The organism is Phenylobacterium sp., assembly GCF_037968635.1.
In the GTDB taxonomy this organism is placed as follows: domain Bacteria; phylum Pseudomonadota; class Alphaproteobacteria; order Caulobacterales; family Caulobacteraceae; genus Phenylobacterium.
The window spans coordinates 1-15143 of the sequence record NZ_JBBKVV010000066.1 but is presented as its reverse complement, the minus strand read 5'-3'; the positions used below and the strand labels follow the sequence as shown (position 1 = coordinate 15143).

Annotated in this window: 13 protein-coding genes and 1 pseudogene; 8 read left to right on the top strand and 6 right to left on the bottom strand. The window is 67.7% G+C overall.

The genetic code is table 11. From position 1 onward, the window contains the following. A partial coding sequence (locus AAC997_RS07860; RefSeq protein WP_340645140.1) for a DEAD/DEAH box helicase occupies window positions 1–1956 on the top strand: 1956 nt, incomplete at its 5' end. On the opposite strand, the gene AAC997_RS07855 is transcribed toward AAC997_RS07860, so the two are convergent. Next, window positions 1953–3239 (bottom strand): M20/M25/M40 family metallo-hydrolase, encoded by a 1287-nt coding sequence (locus AAC997_RS07855; protein WP_340645139.1) that lies wholly within the window; start codon window positions 3237–3239, stop codon window positions 1953–1955. The genes AAC997_RS07860 and AAC997_RS07855 overlap by 4 nt on opposite strands. Before the next feature lie 204 nt (window positions 3240–3443). On the opposite strand from AAC997_RS07855, the gene AAC997_RS07850 reads away from it, so the two are divergent. Together AAC997_RS07850 and AAC997_RS07845 are read left to right on the top strand one after the other, a co-directional pair. After that, complete coding sequence (locus AAC997_RS07850) at window positions 3444–4037, top strand: response regulator (protein ID WP_340645138.1); 594 nt, start codon at window positions 3444–3446, stop codon at window positions 4035–4037. Then, a complete protein-coding gene (locus tag AAC997_RS07845; RefSeq protein WP_340645137.1) occupies window positions 4034–4498 on the top strand; it encodes a hypothetical protein in 465 nt (154 codons plus the stop codon). The genes AAC997_RS07850 and AAC997_RS07845 overlap by 4 nt, the downstream gene beginning before the upstream one ends. Here AAC997_RS07845 and AAC997_RS07840 read toward each other — a convergent pair. Continuing rightward, the gene (locus AAC997_RS07840; RefSeq protein ID WP_340645136.1) at window positions 4495–5184 is read right to left on the bottom strand and encodes an SOS response-associated peptidase family protein; all 690 of its coding nucleotides are present in this window, start codon (window positions 5182–5184) and stop codon (window positions 4495–4497) included. The two genes, AAC997_RS07845 and AAC997_RS07840, sit on opposite strands and share 4 nt — an antisense overlap. A 153-nt stretch (window positions 5185–5337) precedes the next feature. Between AAC997_RS07840 and AAC997_RS07835 the strand changes: the two genes are divergently transcribed. From AAC997_RS07835 to AAC997_RS07825, 3 genes and pseudogenes are all read left to right on the top strand, one after another. Further along, window positions 5338–7188 (top strand): DUF885 family protein, encoded by a 1851-nt coding sequence (locus AAC997_RS07835; protein WP_340645135.1) that lies wholly within the window; start codon window positions 5338–5340, stop codon window positions 7186–7188. 4 nt (window positions 7189–7192) lie between these two features. Further along, window positions 7193–9016, top strand: a complete 1824-nt coding sequence (locus AAC997_RS07830; protein ID WP_340645134.1) for a DUF885 family protein — start codon at window positions 7193–7195, stop codon at window positions 9014–9016. Between the two features lie 9 nt (window positions 9017–9025). Beyond that, window positions 9026–9280 (top strand): annotated as a pseudogene (locus AAC997_RS07825) (chemotaxis protein); the annotation flags it as partial. A gap of 20 nt (window positions 9281–9300) precedes the next feature. Here AAC997_RS07825 and AAC997_RS07820 read toward each other — a convergent pair. Then, entirely contained in the window at window positions 9301–10923 is a 1623-nt protein-coding gene (locus tag AAC997_RS07820; RefSeq protein ID WP_340645133.1) for an EAL domain-containing protein, read from the bottom strand. A gap of 235 nt (window positions 10924–11158) precedes the next feature. Between AAC997_RS07820 and AAC997_RS07815 the strand changes: the two genes are divergently transcribed. Beyond that, window positions 11159–11638, top strand: a complete 480-nt coding sequence (locus tag AAC997_RS07815; RefSeq protein WP_340645132.1) for an NUDIX domain-containing protein — start codon at window positions 11159–11161, stop codon at window positions 11636–11638. Here AAC997_RS07815 and AAC997_RS07810 read toward each other — a convergent pair. Next, the gene (locus AAC997_RS07810; protein WP_340645131.1) at window positions 11635–13146 is read right to left on the bottom strand and encodes an ATP-binding protein; all 1512 of its coding nucleotides are present in this window, start codon (window positions 13144–13146) and stop codon (window positions 11635–11637) included. The genes AAC997_RS07815 and AAC997_RS07810 overlap by 4 nt on opposite strands. Window positions 13147–13307: 161 nt before the next feature. Between AAC997_RS07810 and AAC997_RS07805 the strand changes: the two genes are divergently transcribed. Then, on the top strand, window positions 13308–14408 hold the full coding sequence (locus AAC997_RS07805) for a phosphatidylinositol-specific phospholipase C1-like protein (RefSeq protein ID WP_340645130.1): 1101 nt from the start codon (window positions 13308–13310) through the stop codon (window positions 14406–14408). A 1-nt stretch (window position 14409) separates the two neighbouring features. Here AAC997_RS07805 and AAC997_RS07800 read toward each other — a convergent pair whose 3' ends face one another. Next, a complete protein-coding gene (locus tag AAC997_RS07800; RefSeq protein WP_340645129.1) occupies window positions 14410–14811 on the bottom strand; it encodes a GFA family protein in 402 nt (133 codons plus the stop codon). Window position 14812: 1 nt separating this feature from the next. Further along, the gene (locus AAC997_RS07795) at window positions 14813–15064 is read right to left on the bottom strand and encodes a hypothetical protein (protein WP_293494368.1); all 252 of its coding nucleotides are present in this window, start codon (window positions 15062–15064) and stop codon (window positions 14813–14815) included. Window positions 15065–15143: the final 79 nt, after the last annotated feature.

The following is a 15143-nucleotide window of genomic DNA, read 5'->3' as shown; positions in this document are numbered from 1 at the left end:
GCCCTGGAGCGCGCTCTGGCGGCCCAAGGTTATGCCGAGCCCACGCCTGTACAGGACGCCGTGTTGGCCGAAGACGCCGCAGGACGCGACCTGCTGGTCTCGGCCCAGACTGGTTCAGGAAAGACCGTGGCCTTCGGACTTGCGGCGGGACCGACGCTGCTCGAGGGTGCGGAGAAGTTCGGACCGGCGGGCTCGCCCCTGGCCCTGGTCATCGCGCCGACCCGCGAACTGGCCATGCAGGTCAGCGTCGAACTGACCTGGCTCTATTCCCAGACCGGCGCCCGGGTGGAAACCTGTGTCGGCGGCATGGATCCGCGCCGGGAGCAGCGGGCCCTGGCGGGCGGCGTTCACATCGTCGTGGGCACGCCGGGCCGTCTGAAGGACCACCTGGAACGTGGCAATCTCGACCTCTCGGCCCTGCGCGTCGTCGTGCTGGACGAGGCCGACGAAATGCTCGACATGGGCTTCCGCGAGGATCTGGAAGAGATCCTGGACAGCGCGCCCGCCGGCCGCCGCACCCTGCTGTTTTCCGCCACCATCGCCCGCGAGATCGCGATGCTGGCCAAGCGCTATCAGAAGGACGCGGTGCGGATCGACACCGTCGACCGCCATGAGCCGCACCGCGACATCGAATACCGCGCCATTCGCGTGGCGCCCAACGAGGTCGAGAACGGCGTCGTCAACGTGCTGCGCTTCTTCGAGAGCCCCTCGGCCTTGGTGTTCTGCAACACCCGCGAGGGCGTGCGGCACATGCATGCGGCCCTGCGCGAGCGCGGCTTCGCCGTGGTGGGCCTGTCGGGTGAGCTTGGCCAGCGGGAGCGTTCCGACGCCCTCCAGGCCCTGCGCGACGGCCAGGCCCGGGTCTGTGTCGCCACCGACGTCGCCGCCCGCGGCCTCGACCTGCCTGACCTCGGCCTGGTGATCCACGCCGACCTGCCGGTGAACAAGGCTGGCCTGCTGCACCGTTCGGGCCGTACTGGCCGGGCGGGCAAGAAGGGCGTCTCGGTCCTGCTGGTCTCCTACACGCGCCGCCGCAAGGCCGAGCAACTGCTGGCCTCGGCCAATATCGAGGCGACCTGGCAGGGGCCGCCGACCCCGGAGATGATCCGCGAGCGTGACCAGACCCGGCTGCTGGAGGACCCGATCCTCACCGAGCCCCTGGCCGAGGAAGACATGGCCCTGGCCAAGCTGGTCCTGGCCAACCGTACGCCGGAAGAGGTGGCTGCGGCTCTGATCCGCCTGCACCGGGCGCGTCTGCCGGCCGCCGAGGACCTGCACACCGATCCCCGCGACAGTCAGGGCACTTCGTCGGGGCCCATGCCTCGCGCCGACCGCTGGAGCCCGGACCGCGAAGGCCCGGTGGGTCGTCCCGAACGCCTGGACCCCAACGAGGTCACCTGGTTCCGCATCAATGTCGGCCGCGCCAAGAACGCCGATCCCAAATGGCTGATCCCGATGATCTGCCGCCTGGGCCACGTGACCAAGCCGGAGATCGGCTCCATCAAGATCTTCGATCAGGACACCAAGTTCGAGATCGCCAAACACGCCGAGGCCAAGTTCGCCGCCGCCGTGAAGGCGACGATGAACGACGAGATCAAGATCGAGCCCACCGTGGCCCCGGCCTCGGGCCAGAAAACCGCCCCGCCGCGCGGCGCCGGTGGTCCGCCCCGTGGCGCACCGTCCTCGGACGGCCCCGCGCGATCCTTCAAGACCGGCCCGCGTCCTGAGTACAAGGGCAAGAGCGAGGGCGGCTATAAGGGCAAGAGCGACGGTCCCTACAAGGGGCCGCCCAAGGAGGGCGGCGGCTACAAGGGCAAGCCTGAGAACTTCAAGGGCCCCGCCAAGGAAGGCGGCGGCTACAAGGGCAAGGCCGAGAACTTCAAGGGTCCGCCCAAGGCCGCTGGCTTCAAGAAGCCCTTCAACAAGAACAAGTCCAACGCGGGACCGAAGGGCTAGGGATTCTCCAACCCCGCCACGGTGAGCAGCGCCGCCAGGCCGACGCTCATCCCCTTCACGCTGGGGCCCCTCTCCACATCGATCCACTCGTCCAGCGCATGGGCCCGGCCGCCCTTGCCGCCGGAGCCAATGGTGACGGCGGGGATGCCGAGGCTCATCGGCACATTGGCGTCGGTGGACGAGGCGTCGTGGGCCGGGGTGTAGCCCAGTGCGGCGATGGCTTCATGGGTGGCCGTGACGATGGCGGCCTTGCGGTCCGTGCGGCCCGCCGGACGCTCGCCTATGACCTTGGCCTCAAAGCTGACCTTGCCGAAGCGGGTGGAGCGTGCGGCGTTCTCGGTCTCGACCGCCTCGGACAGGATCGCCTGTAGCGTGGCGTCCAGCTTTGCGAGCTCGGCGGCGCTTTCCGAGCGCATGTCGAAGTCCATGAACACCTCGCCGGGAATGGCGTTCACCGACGTGCCGCCGCCGGTGACGCTGGCGGCGTAGGTGGTCTTGGGCGCGGCGGATGGCTTGACGGCGTAGAGATCCACCACCGCCTTGGACATGGCCGCCATCGGATTGACCATGCCGAAGGCCCCATAGCTGTGACCGCCGGGGCCGCGGAACACCACGTGATAGCGCTTGGACCCCACGCCCTGGTCCACGACGCGGGACGGGTCGTTGCCGTCCATGGAGAAGAAGGCGCTGATCTGGCTCTTGTACTTGCCGGCGTTGAACAGGTAGCGGACTCCTCGCAGGTCGCCCGCGCCCTCCTCGCCGACATTGCCGACGAAGAGGATGTCCGAAGTGGTGGTGATCTTCGCGGCGTCCATCGCGCGGACATAGGCCAGCAGCACGGCCAGGGACCGGGTGTCGTCGCCGATACCGGGCGCCATCAGCTTGGTCCCCTCGCGGCGCACCTTCACGTCGGTCCCCTCCGGGAAGACCGTATCCAGGTGGGCGGCGAGCACGACGTAGGGTCCCTTGCCCCTGGTCCTGGCGCCGGGGCGGACCCCCATGACATTGCCCTCCGGGTCCATCTCCACATCCGTCAGGCCGTGCGCCTTGAGCATGGCCAGATAGGCCTGGCCCCGCGCGGTCTCCTTGAAGGGCGGGGCGGGGATTTCCGTCAGCGCGATGATGTCGGACACCGTGCGGTCATGGTCGGCGTCGAGCCTGACGACGGCGGCCTTGAAGGCCGGGCTGTCTACCACGGCCTGGGCCGACAGACCGGCCGCCGCGCCGGCGTCGGTGGCCAGGGCCAGGGCGGCAAACAGGGAGGCGAGGGCGGTCGGGCGCATGAAAACTCCGTCGAGCTGCAGGTTTCATAGCTTGGATTCGCCGGACCGTCGGTCTCCTCCTCGAATGCCGACGTTATTTGAAAATCCTTCGCGGGCCCAAGATCGGACGCCGAGTGCTGTCGCACGCCACAGTCGCAATCCCCATTCTGGGTAAACGAGAGGTTGAAAAGCTCTCGTTTACACATCGAGTTCTTTCATAGGCCCATGCAGAGCACCGCCCGGGTCAATCTGGAGAACGCCGCCGGCCTTATCGTCGACGACAACGCCCAGGCGTTGGACCTGCTCGCGAGCGTCCTCTCCAGTTTCGGCATGAAGGACCTGGCGCGCGCTTCCAGCGCGATGGAGGCGATGGACGTCATCAAGAGCCGCCGGATCGACCTGATAATGACCGACGGCCAGATGCCGGTGATGGATGGCTACGATTTTGTCCGCTGGGTGCGTACCCAGCCCGACGAGGAAAAGCGCCTGACCCCGGCCATCGTGGTCACCGCCCACTCCCGCAAGAGCCAGGTCATGCGCGCGCGTGATTGCGGCGCGAACTTCATCATCACGAAACCGATCACCCCCAAGGTGATCCTTGAGCGCATTCTCTGGGTCTCCCAGGGCAAGCGAATGTTCATCGAGACAGACAACTACATCGGCCCTGACCGCCGCTTCAAACAGGCGGGCATGCCGGAAGAATTTCCCGACGGCCGCCGCCGGGACGACCAACCAGCCGAGGTTGGCGCATTGGCCGGCGACAATATGAGCCAGGAGGAATTGAACAACATGATCGCCCCGCAGAAGGTCGCCCTATGAGCGTCGTGCGGAAGTTCATGGTCACCCCAAGGCTCGCCTCGCTGATCAAGGCGCCGGGCGGGCTATACGTCGCTGAAGCCTTGAAGCGCGGTGCGGCGGCGGTGGAAGCGTCCCGCGACACCTGTCTGTCGGAGGTCGACGCGGCGCTGGAGGAGATGGACGCCCTGGCCAAAACGCCCGGCTTCGACCCCGAGGCGATGTACAACCAGTCGGCTCGGCTGATCTGCTTCTGCGGCGCCTTTTCAGACGACAGCCTGGTCACCGCGGCACGCTCGCTGTGCGAACTGCTGGATCGTGCGGGCGAGGCCGGCCGTCGCGACGACCGCGGTGTGAAGGTCCACCTGGCTTCCCTGCGCCTGCTGCATCGCACCGAGGCGGACGACGAGACCCGCAAGGCCATCCTGGCCGGCCTGGCCCAAGTGGTGGACCGCTACGAGCGAGACGCCAAGGCTGAGGCCTAGAGCGAGCGGCGCAGTTCGCGGGAGATCACCGCCTCTCGCGGCTGTTCGTTGAGCTCGTAGGTTCCGGCCGGCGTCTCGGTGGTGAGCCCGGCCTTGCCGGGACCGTCCAACCTTAGCCACTCCAGGCCCTGGGCCAGGGTCAGGACGACGGGTTGGGTCTCCTGAACGCCGGCCAGATCCGCGCCCGCCGGACCGGTGACGGTGGCGAAGCTCTCCAAGGAGCCGTCGGCGGTCTCGGCCCGGTCCCAGATGGCGGCGAAGTAACGGACCTTGTCGGTCGGGTTCTCCGGTCTCCAGGTCGCCTCCCAGCGGCGCTTGGGCTGGCCCTTCCGCCATCCGGGCGGCTCGCCATAGACGATGAACGAGGTCAGGGGCACGAGCGCGCGGCGGGCGCCATAGGCCTCCCGGAAGATCGGCGAGGTCTCCAGAGCGTCGATCCCGGCATTGGCGCACAGCGTCTTCCAGGCCAGGATCGGTCCTTTGTGAAAGGCCGGCACCATCCACCAGCGGCGCGCCACGGCCTCCAGCCCTTCGTCGCCGTCGCGGATCATGAAGGTCAGGTCGGTCGGCTTGATCGGCGCGTCCCAGGGACGTTGCGGCGGCGTGTCGGTCCAGAAGACCGGCGTGGTCTCGAACCGCCGGTGATCTTCGCCGGGGTGGGCCCGCAGATGGAACTCGATGCTCATGGCGGGTGCTATGCGCGCCACCTTCCCGGCCAGCAAGGCCGCGCGCCGGCCGGCGTCCGGATTACAGCGAATTAACGTGGGGCGCGGCTTCCACTGCGCCGGTGGGCCTCCTAGGGTCCGCGTAACAACTGTAACAGTTCCAAGGAGGGCGCGATGCGCAACCGCCGCCAACTTCTGCTGACCGCCGGCGCGACCCTGGCCCTGGCCGGATGCGCCACCGCCCGCCCGGGGCCCCTGCCGTCCACGCCGCCGCCTGCGCTGCCGCCGGGACCCAGCGCCAACGAGCAACTCGCCAAGCTGTTGGACACCTTCTTCGAAGAGGCGTTGGACGACTCCCCGGAACTCGTCACCCAACTCGGCCTCGACAAGGGGGCGCGGGCTGACTCCAAGCGCCGGCTGTCGGACGCGTCCATCGCCGACCTAGAGAAGGACAGGGAACGGACGGCGAGCCAACTCGCCCGGATGCGGGCCGTGGACCGGTCACAACTGACCGGCATGAGCGCCATCAACTACGACTCGGTGATCTTCGGCCTGGCCAATACCGACGAGGCCAACAAACGCTTCAAGTTCGGCTCCGAGGGGGCGGGCTTCCCCTACGTGCTGTCGCAGCTCAGCGGGTCCTACCGCTCGACCCCCGACTTCCTGGGCAACCAGCACGTCATCGAGACCAAGGATGACGCCGACGCCTATCTGTCGCGCCTTGAAGCCTACGCCTCTGGGATGGACCAGGAGACCGAGCGCGCGCGCCGCGATGTCGGCCTGGGGATGATCCCGCCAGACTTCGCCATCGACGGGGCGCTGGTCCAGATGAACAACCTGCGCACCTCGCCCGACCGGTCGCCGCTGGTGAGCCAGCTCGTCGTCAAGGTGAAGGCCAAGCAGATCGCCGGCGACTACGGCGCCTACGCCTCGAAGATCTACCTGGAGAAGGTGCGCCCCGCCCTGGAACGGCAGATCGCCTTCATGAAGGAAATCCGGCCCAAGGCGGTGCATGACGCGGGGATCGGCGGCCGACCAGATGGCGAGGCCTACTACGCCCTGGCCCTGCGCAACGCCACCACCACCACCCTGTCAGCGGCCGAAATCCACCAGATCGGGCTGGAGCAGGCCAGGGAGCTGTCGGCGCGAGCCGACACCATTCTGAAAAGCCAGGGCTATAGCAAGGGCAGCGTCGGAGCGCGGATCCAGGCGCTCTACAAGGACAAGAAGTACCACTACCCAAACACCGATCCGGGCAAGGAGAAGCTGATCGCCGACCTGAACCTGCAGGTCCAGGCGATGACCAGGCGGTTGCCGGAGTATTTCGGGACGCTGCCCAAGGCGCCGCTGGATATCAAGCGGGTGCCCAAGTTCATCGAGGCCGGCGCGCCGGGCGGCTACTACAACCAGGCGACCCTGGATGGGTCGCGGCCGGGCATCTACTGGATCAACCTGCGCGACACCGCAGAGTATCCCACTTGGACTCTGCCGACGCTCACCTATCACGAGGGCCTTCCGGGTCACCACCTGCAACTCACCCTGCAACAGGAAGCCGACCTGCCCATGCTGCGGCGCGCGACCTTCCTGTCGGCCTATGGCGAGGGCTGGGCGCTCTATGCCGAGAAGCTGGCCCAGGAGATGGGGGTTTATGCCGACGATCCCATCGCCGAGATCGGCTACCTGCAGTCGTCTCTGTTCCGCTCCGGCCGCCTGGTGGTGGACACTGGCATGCACGCCATGGGCTGGAGCCGCGAAAAGGCCATCGAGACCATGACCTCGATCGACGGCTCGCCCACCAGCGCCGCCACCACAGAGATCGAACGATATTCCGTGTGGCCGGGGCAGGCCTGCAGCTACATGGTCGGCAAGCTCACCTGGCTGCGGCTGCGGGAGAAGGCGCAAGGTGCGCTGGGGCCACGCTTCGACATCCGCAGGTTCCACGACGCGGGCCTGCTGTCGGGCGCCATGCCGCTGACGGTTCTGGAAGCCGTGATCGACGCCTACATCGCCACCAGCAAGGCCTGATCCCATGACCGTTCTCGATCGCCGCAGCTTCCTCGCCACCACCGCCGGAGCCGCCCTGTTGACGGCCGCGCCCGTCCTGGCCCAGGGGTCAGAGGACGCCAGGCTGAGGGCCCTGCTGGACAAGATTTTCGAGGATCAGGTGGACGACAGTCCCGAGCGGGCCACATCGCTCGGCCTCGACAAGGGGCCGAGGGCGGCGCTGAAGGGTCAGCTCGAAGCGCGCTCGGCGGAAGCCCGCGAGGCGCGGCTGGCCAAGGTGAAAGCAAGGGTTGCGGCGCTGGGCGCCATCGACCGCACGGCGCTGTCGGCGGCCTCCAGGGTCGACCTCGACGTGGTGCTATACCAGAACAGCCACGCCCTCTCGAACGGTGAGGCCTACAGGTTCGGCGCTGTGGGTGGCCGATTCTCGCCCTATGTGATCAGCCAGCAGAACGGCGCCTATCAGGATATCCCCGACTTCCTGGACAACCAGCACCGGGTGGCGTCCAGCGCCGACGCCGACGCCTGGATCTCGCGCCTGCACGCCTTCGGCAAGATCCTGGACCAGGACCTGGACCGGATGAAGTCTGATGTGGCCGCCGGCGTCGTGCCGCCAGACTTTGTCTGCGACCTGACGCTGGCCCAGCTCAAGGCGCTTCGTGACCAGCCACCGGAGTCGACCGTTCTGGTGACCTCGCTGGCCGCAAAGGCCAAGGCCGCGGGACTGACCGCAGACTATGCGACCCCGGCGGCGAAGATCGTCGCCGAGGAGATCTACCCCGCCTTGGACCGGCAGATCGCCGCGGTCCAGGCCAGTCGCGCGATCGCAACCTCGGAGGCTGGCGTCGGCCGCCTGAAGAACGCGGAAGCCTACTACGCCGACGCCTGCGAGGCCTCGACCACCACCACCATGACGCCGCGAGAGATCCACCAACTGGGTCTCGATCAGGTCGCCGACATCACCGCGCGGCTCGACGCCATCCTGAAGGCCCAGGGCATGACCAAGGGGACCGTGGCCGAACGGCTCAACGCCCTGAACAACGACCCCTCGCAGGTCTACGCCAATACCGACGCCGGCCGGGCCGAACTGATCGCGGCGCTGAATGTCCAGATCGTCGAGGTCTACAAGACCCTGCCGCTCGCCTTCGACACCCTGCCCAAGGCCAAGGTGGAGGTGAAGCGGGTGCCGGCCTTCATCCAGGACGGCGCGTCCAACGGCTACTACCAGAGCGCGGCGCTGGATGGCTCGCGCCCGGCGGCCTTCTTCATCAACCTGAAGGACACCCACGAGTGGCCGAAATATAATCTCCCGACCCTGGTCTATCATGAGACCGCGCCTGGCCATCACCTGCAGATCGCCCTGGCTCAGGAGAGCACGCGTATCCCGATCATCCGCCGCACCGGCGGCAGCTTCTCGGCCTTCTCGGAAGGCTGGGCGCTCTATGCCGAGCAACTGGCGGCGGAGACGGGCTCCTATGAGAACGATCCGCTGGGAGAGGCGGGCTTCCTGCAGTCCCTGCTGTTCCGCGCCTCACGGCTGGTGATCGACACCGGCCTGCATTCCAAGGGTTGGAGCCGGGAGAAGGCCACCGACTACATGGTGGTGGTCACCGGCTATCCGAAGAGCCGCGCCCAGCGGGAGGTGGAACGCTACTGCGTCGCGCCGGGCCAGGCCTGCAGCTACAAGGTGGGCCACACCCGCTGGATGAAGATCCGCGACGGCGCCAAGGCCAAATTGGGCGCGGGTTTCAACCTCAAAGCGTATCACGACGTAGCCCTGCTCTCGGGATCCATGCCCATGACGGTGCTGGAGCGCCACATGGCTGAATGGCTGGCGACACAGGGGTAGGCAGCGGGGATCGTCGCCCAGGTGGCGCAGATCAACGGCGTGGTGGCCGAAATCGCGGCCAGCGCCCAGGAACAGGCCACCGGCCTGCATCAGGTCAATATCGCCGTGAACCAGATGGATCAGGTCACCCAGCAGAACGCCGCCATGGTCGAGCAGACGACAGCGGCCAGCCCCTCTCTGGCCAAGGCGGCCGGGGAACTGGCGCAATTGATGACTCGGTTCCGGCTGACCTCGGGCGGAGCCCAGATGAGAGCGGCGGCCTAGCGAAGGCCAGCGGCTGGGGCCTAGCCCCAGCTGTCTACGGCGCCGACCCGGCGGGCGGCAGGTTTGACGTTGGTGTTGGCCAGGCCCGCAGCGGTCGCGGGCACGTCCAAGGGCGCGCCGTAAAGCCAGCCCTGCGCATAGTCGACCCCGGCGCGGCGGACGGCCTCCTCGGCCTGAGGGGTCTCCACCATCTCGGCCAGGGTGCGAACGCCGAGTTCGCCGCACATGGTCACCAGGTGGCGGATAAAGGTGCTCTCGCGGCCGCCGTGCTGCAGTTCGCGGATGTAGCGGCCGTCGATCTTCACGATGTCGAGAGAGAGCTGCTGGAGGTAGGCCAGCGACGCGGCTCCGGCCCCGAAGTCGTCCAGGCAGATCAGGATGCCCTCGGCCCGCAGCGCCTGGAGATGGCGGTCGGCCAGCGCCAGGTCCTCGATGGCGGCGCTCTCGGTCAGTTCGAACAGCAGGCGGCCATTGGCCTTGGGATTGCCCGCCAGCATGGTGCGGACAGCTTCCACGAAGTTCGGGCTGGTGATGGTGCGGCCGGAGATATTGGCGGCCAGCTTAAGGCTCGGATCCGCCACCAGCTTGGCGATGGTGCGTTCCACCACCGCGATGTCTAGCGGCTCGATCAGGTCGAGCTCCTCGGCCATGCGGATCATGGGGAAGGGGCTCGCGTTGTCACCGAAGCGGACCAGGACCTCGTGGTGGTGGACGGCGCAGGATTTCTTCAGGTCCACCACGGGCTGATAGACGAGGCGGAAGTTGCGGTCGGCCACGGCCTGGCTCAGGGCGCCGACCTCCACCAGGGTGCGGCGCACCGAGCGGGTAACCGCCTCGTTGAGCGAGGCGGGCGAGGCGGCGTCCAGGCCGTCCTTGATGAAGTTGTCGAGGGAATAGCGGATCGCCCGCAGGAGCTGGGCCGGAGAGGCTTCGCCCTTCAGCGACAGGGTCTTGGCCATGGCCTCGACGCCATGGGCGGGATCGATGGCCAGCAGGTGCAGCAGGCGTTGGGCCAGGGCCTCGCCGCTCTCGCCCTGATGACGCACCAGGGCGTAGCGGTCGCCGCCGAGATCGGCCGCCGCGCCGCCGCCGTGGGACTGGGCGCGCAGGGCGCCGGCCAGCCGCAGTTCCATGTCCTTGGCCGCCTCGGGCCCAAGCACTTTGCGCAGGGAGGTCAGGCCGCCCATCTCGATGAAGGCCAGTTCCAGCTCCAGGCCCGTGGCCTTGCCGGTCTCGAACAGGGCCGCTGTTACGGTCTCCAGGCCGGCCTTGTCGTGCAGGCCATGGGTGGCGTTTGGCGCTGCTCGGCTGAAGGTGCAGGAGATGGCGTCGTCGTTGCCGGGGAGACGGAAGACCGACATGGCCGCAGCGCGCTCGCTGCCCCCATTGCCGGCCAGGGTGACCACCAGGGGGCCGCCGCGCTTGCCGTCGGTGAGGCCATCGAGCAGGGCCTGGACCATGGCCCGGTCGCGGGCGTCGATAAAGTCGCGCCAGGCTCTCCCCACCAGGGCGGTTTCCCGGGAGCCGGACAGGGCTTCGCTGGCGCCGATCGCGAAAGCGATCTGGCCGTCCGCGGCGATCTCAAGCAGAAGGTCCGCGTTTGCGAATGCGAACCCGAGTAACCGGTGTGAAGCGACAGCCAAGGCGCGGGTCCCTATGATCGGCTGAAATCCTGGGCCCAGGCAGCTTAACGCCTTGTGAAAACGACGTTCTTTGCCGAGGCCGAGACGTGCGGCCTTCTGGCGCAGATCGAGGCTAGGAAGCGCACACTTTGGTAATCCTCGAACACACACCCCGCGCTTCTGTGGTCTTCGTGCACGGCGTCTCCCCGTTGTGTACCTACAGCTTCCCGTTCCTCTCGACGTCGTAGATTTCCCCATGCGTGAACGTTTGACCGCCCGCGTGCTCTTGTTCGATCCGCAGGGGAATATCCTGCTGGTGCGGGGGCGGGCGAGCGAGGCCGCCGATGCGCGAAGCTTCTGGTTCACCGTGGGCGGCGGAGTCGATCCGGGGGAGAGCCTTGAGGCAGGCGCCCTGCGCGAAATCGCCGAGGAGACCGGCTTCACGAACGTGAAACTGGGGCCTGTGGTCTGGCTGCGCGCCAGCGTCTTCACCCTGGCCGACGGCGAGACGGTGATCCTGAAGGAAAGCTACTTCGTGGCCCATTGCCTGGGCGGGGAGCCCAGCCGCGCGGCCTGGGAGCCGCACGAGGTCGTGCTTATGGACGATATGCGGTGGTGGAGCGCCGGCGAAATCGCCGTCACCGATCAGATGATCTATCCCGAGCGCCTGCGCGAACTGCTGCCGGCCATCGCTGCGGGCCGGCTGCCGGAGACGCCGCTGGAGATCAGCGTCTAGGCGGTCGCGGACAGGTCGCCCGGCTCGTCCTCGGGATTGGCGACGGCGGCCATCATGGCCGAGACCAGGCTCTGAACCTGGACCGGCTTGGTGACCAGGCCCGCGAAGCCGAGGTCGCGATAGCGGTCGGCGCCGAGGGTCATGGCGTCGGCGGTCACCGCGATCAGCGGGGTCTCGCGGTTCGGACCGGCCTGGGCGCGCAGGGCCTGGAGCACGTCGATCCCGGTCATCTCCGGCATCTGGATATCCATCAGCACCAGGTCGAAGGTCTCGGTGTTCATGGCCTCCAGCGCCTCGCGACCGCCGTTGGCGACCCGGATGCGGAAACCCATGGCGCCCAGGAGTTGCTCCAGCACCAACAGGTTGGTGGGGTTGTCGTCGGCGCAGAGGATGGAGAGCACAGGGCCCTCGTCGTCGGCGATCGCCTGTGCGGCGAGGTCCTCGGCCGCCGGGGCGGATGTCTCCTCCAGCGGCAGGCTGACCCGGAACGTCGAGCCGACCCCCAGTTCGCTGTCGACGGTGACGTCGCCCCCCATCAGGGCCGAGAGCTCCCTGCAGATGGCCAGGCCCAGTCCGGCGCCGGCGAACCGGCGAACATCGGAGGCGTCGCCCTGGCTGAACTTCTGGAACAGGTGAGGTAGATCCTGAGCGTCGATGCCGACACCGGTGTCAGAGACGGCGAACGTCAGGGCGTCGGTGATGCGGTCGCGGTCCACCGTTATGGTGACCGCGCCCTCCTTGGTGAATTTCAACGCATTGCCCACCAGGTTGAACAGCACCTGGCGGATACGGCGCGGATCGAGCGCGACGAAGGGCGGCACGGTGTCATGGACGTCGACCGCCAGGGTCAGACCGCGCTCGGCGGCCGTGGGGCCCCAGAAGGTCTCCATCTCCGACAGCAGGGTGCGCAGATCACACGGGCTCTTGGCGATCTCCATCTGGCCGGCGTCGATCTTCGACAGGTCCAGGATGTCGTTGAGGATCACCATCAGGAGCTCGCCGCTCTTGATCAGGGTGTCGACCTGGCTGCGCTGCAGCCCCGAAAGGTCGGAACGCTGGAGGAGTTGCGCCATGCCCAGCACCCCGTTCATGGGCGTGCGGATCTCGTGACTCATGGTGGCCAGGAAGGTGGACTTGGCCAGACTGGCGCGGCGGGCGTCCTCGCGAGCCGCCTCTGCCTGGCCGGCTTGGCGCATGGCTTCGTCGCGCGCCTCGGTCAGGGTCTGGATCAACCGGTTCTTCTCGTCCTGGCTGACCAGGAGTTCGCCGCGCGCGCGCAGGGCGGTACGGCCAACGATGATGGCGATGAGGGCGCCGACCCCGGCCAGGGCGAGGGCTAGGACGGGATGACCGACGAGGGCCAGGAGTGAGGCGGCGGTGACGCCGAAGGCGAGGCGGGGCCCTATGGCCAGGCTATGGGCGGCAAGGGTGGCGCGATAGGCCGCGCCCGGCCCGTGCCCAGCGGCGCTCGCCGCCCTATGCGTAACCTGATCGGCGCCCGCGTCCATGTCCCCCCCGAAACCATCGTCGTGGTAAGCAGAGAATTAGCCATGCCACGCCAAGTCTTGAAAAATCCTTTGCAGCCCAACGGTTGGGTGAATTGGTCGCGTCAAATTGAGGATAGGCTCCGTCGCCCGATCGGCGCGGCGCGATCCGAGGGAGAATCCATATGATCCACCTGCTTCTGGCGGCCGGTCTCGCGGTCGCTTCAACCTGTGACCTGGAGCATCCGTCCGGCGCGGCGGGCTGCACCCGCGCGGCCGTCGACGCCCTGCCGATGAACGCCATCCAGGTCATCGGGACCCACAACAGCTACAAGCAGGCCATCGCGCCCGCCGAGATGGCTCTGGTTCGGACGGCAAGAGCCGATCTGGCCGCCACCCTGGACTATTCTCACGCGCCGCTGACGGAGGAGCTCGACGCCGGCGCCCGGCAACTCGAGATCGACCTGCTGAACGACCCGGAGGGGGGCCGCTACGCCGACCCTCTGGCGATGAGGATGGCGAAGGACTCGGTGATCTCGCCCTACGACTTCGCGCCCCTGAAATCGCCTGGGTTCAAGGTGATGCATGTCCAGGACATCGACTATCGCTCCAGTTGCCCGACCTTCCTTGGCTGCCTCAATGAGATCCGCGCCTGGTCCAAAGCCCATCCCGACCATGTGCCGATCCTGGTGATCATGAACTTGAAGGACGACAACCTGGTCGGCGTTCCGGGGGCCGCGACGGCCGTGCCCTTCGACGCCAAGGCGATGGACCAGATCGACGCCGATATCCGCTCGGTCTTCCCCGAGAGCGCCTTGATCACACCAGACAGGGTGCAGGGTAAGGCGCCGACCCTGGCTGCGGCGGTGAGGGCCGGTGGGTGGCCCAACCTGAAGGCGGCGCGCGGCAAGGTGATGTTCGCCATGGATGAGAGCGGGGCCAAGCCCGCCCTCTATCGTGGCGCGCGAAAATCCCTGGAGGGCCGGGCGATGTTCATCAACACCGACCAGGGGCCGGCGGCCGCCTACGTCACCCTGAACGAGCCCGCTGAGCTGAAGGCCAGGATCGACGCGGCGCTCGCCAATGGCCTGATCGTGCGCACCCGGGCCGACGCCGATACGGTGGAGGCCCGGACCAACGACCGCGCGCGGCAGGCGGCGGCCTTCGCCTCGGGCGCCCAATATGTTTCGACGGATTATCTGAAGCCGGATGCTCGGTTCGGGCCCTATGAGGCTCGGTTGCCGGGCGGCGGGACCGCGCGGCTGAACCCGAAGACCGGGAAGTGACTCAGACCGGGCGCGCGCCTGTGAAGTGAGGCGCATCCTGCGCCACCTCGCACCAGTCGACCGCCTGGCCGGTGAAAGCGTGGGACGCGATCTTCACGCCCAGGTCGCCATCGACCGTGCCGGCCCGCAGCCGGACCCGGTCGGGCAGGGCGGCGGCGAGGCTGACGATAGGTGAGCCGCAGACCGTGCAGAACACCCGCTCCTTGCCAGGCGAGGACTCAAAGGCCCTGAGCAGGTCTGCTCCAGCGGTGAAGCGCAGGTCGGCCTTGGCGATGGGCAGGACGGCGACGAAGGCGGTTCCCGACGCCTTCCGGCACGAGCGGCAGTGGCAGACCTGGATGTCGGGCAGGTCGCCGGAAACCTCGAACCGGACGGCGCCGCAGAGGCAGGAGCCAGTGTGCATCTCAGGCGTCCAGGGTTCGGGGGCCGGCATGAGCCACGTGGAACTGTCCCCCAACCGACAGCACGATCCAGTCGCCAGGCCGGGCGACCATCCAGCCATTGGGGGTGGAGACCTGCACCAGGCCGGTCTCGTCGAGGGCGTGACCGTCGGCGCCCAGCCAATAGAGCAGCTTGGTCCAGCTGCGGCCATCATGGGCCGGCGGCACGCGCAGGGCGGCGCCGTGGTCGAAGGCGGGGGAAGGAGATGGCCTCATCGAAACTCTGTCACTGGGAACGCCAAAACGTGGAGTTGCGGGTGACTCGGTGACCAGGACCTTAATCAGCTTGGCCATG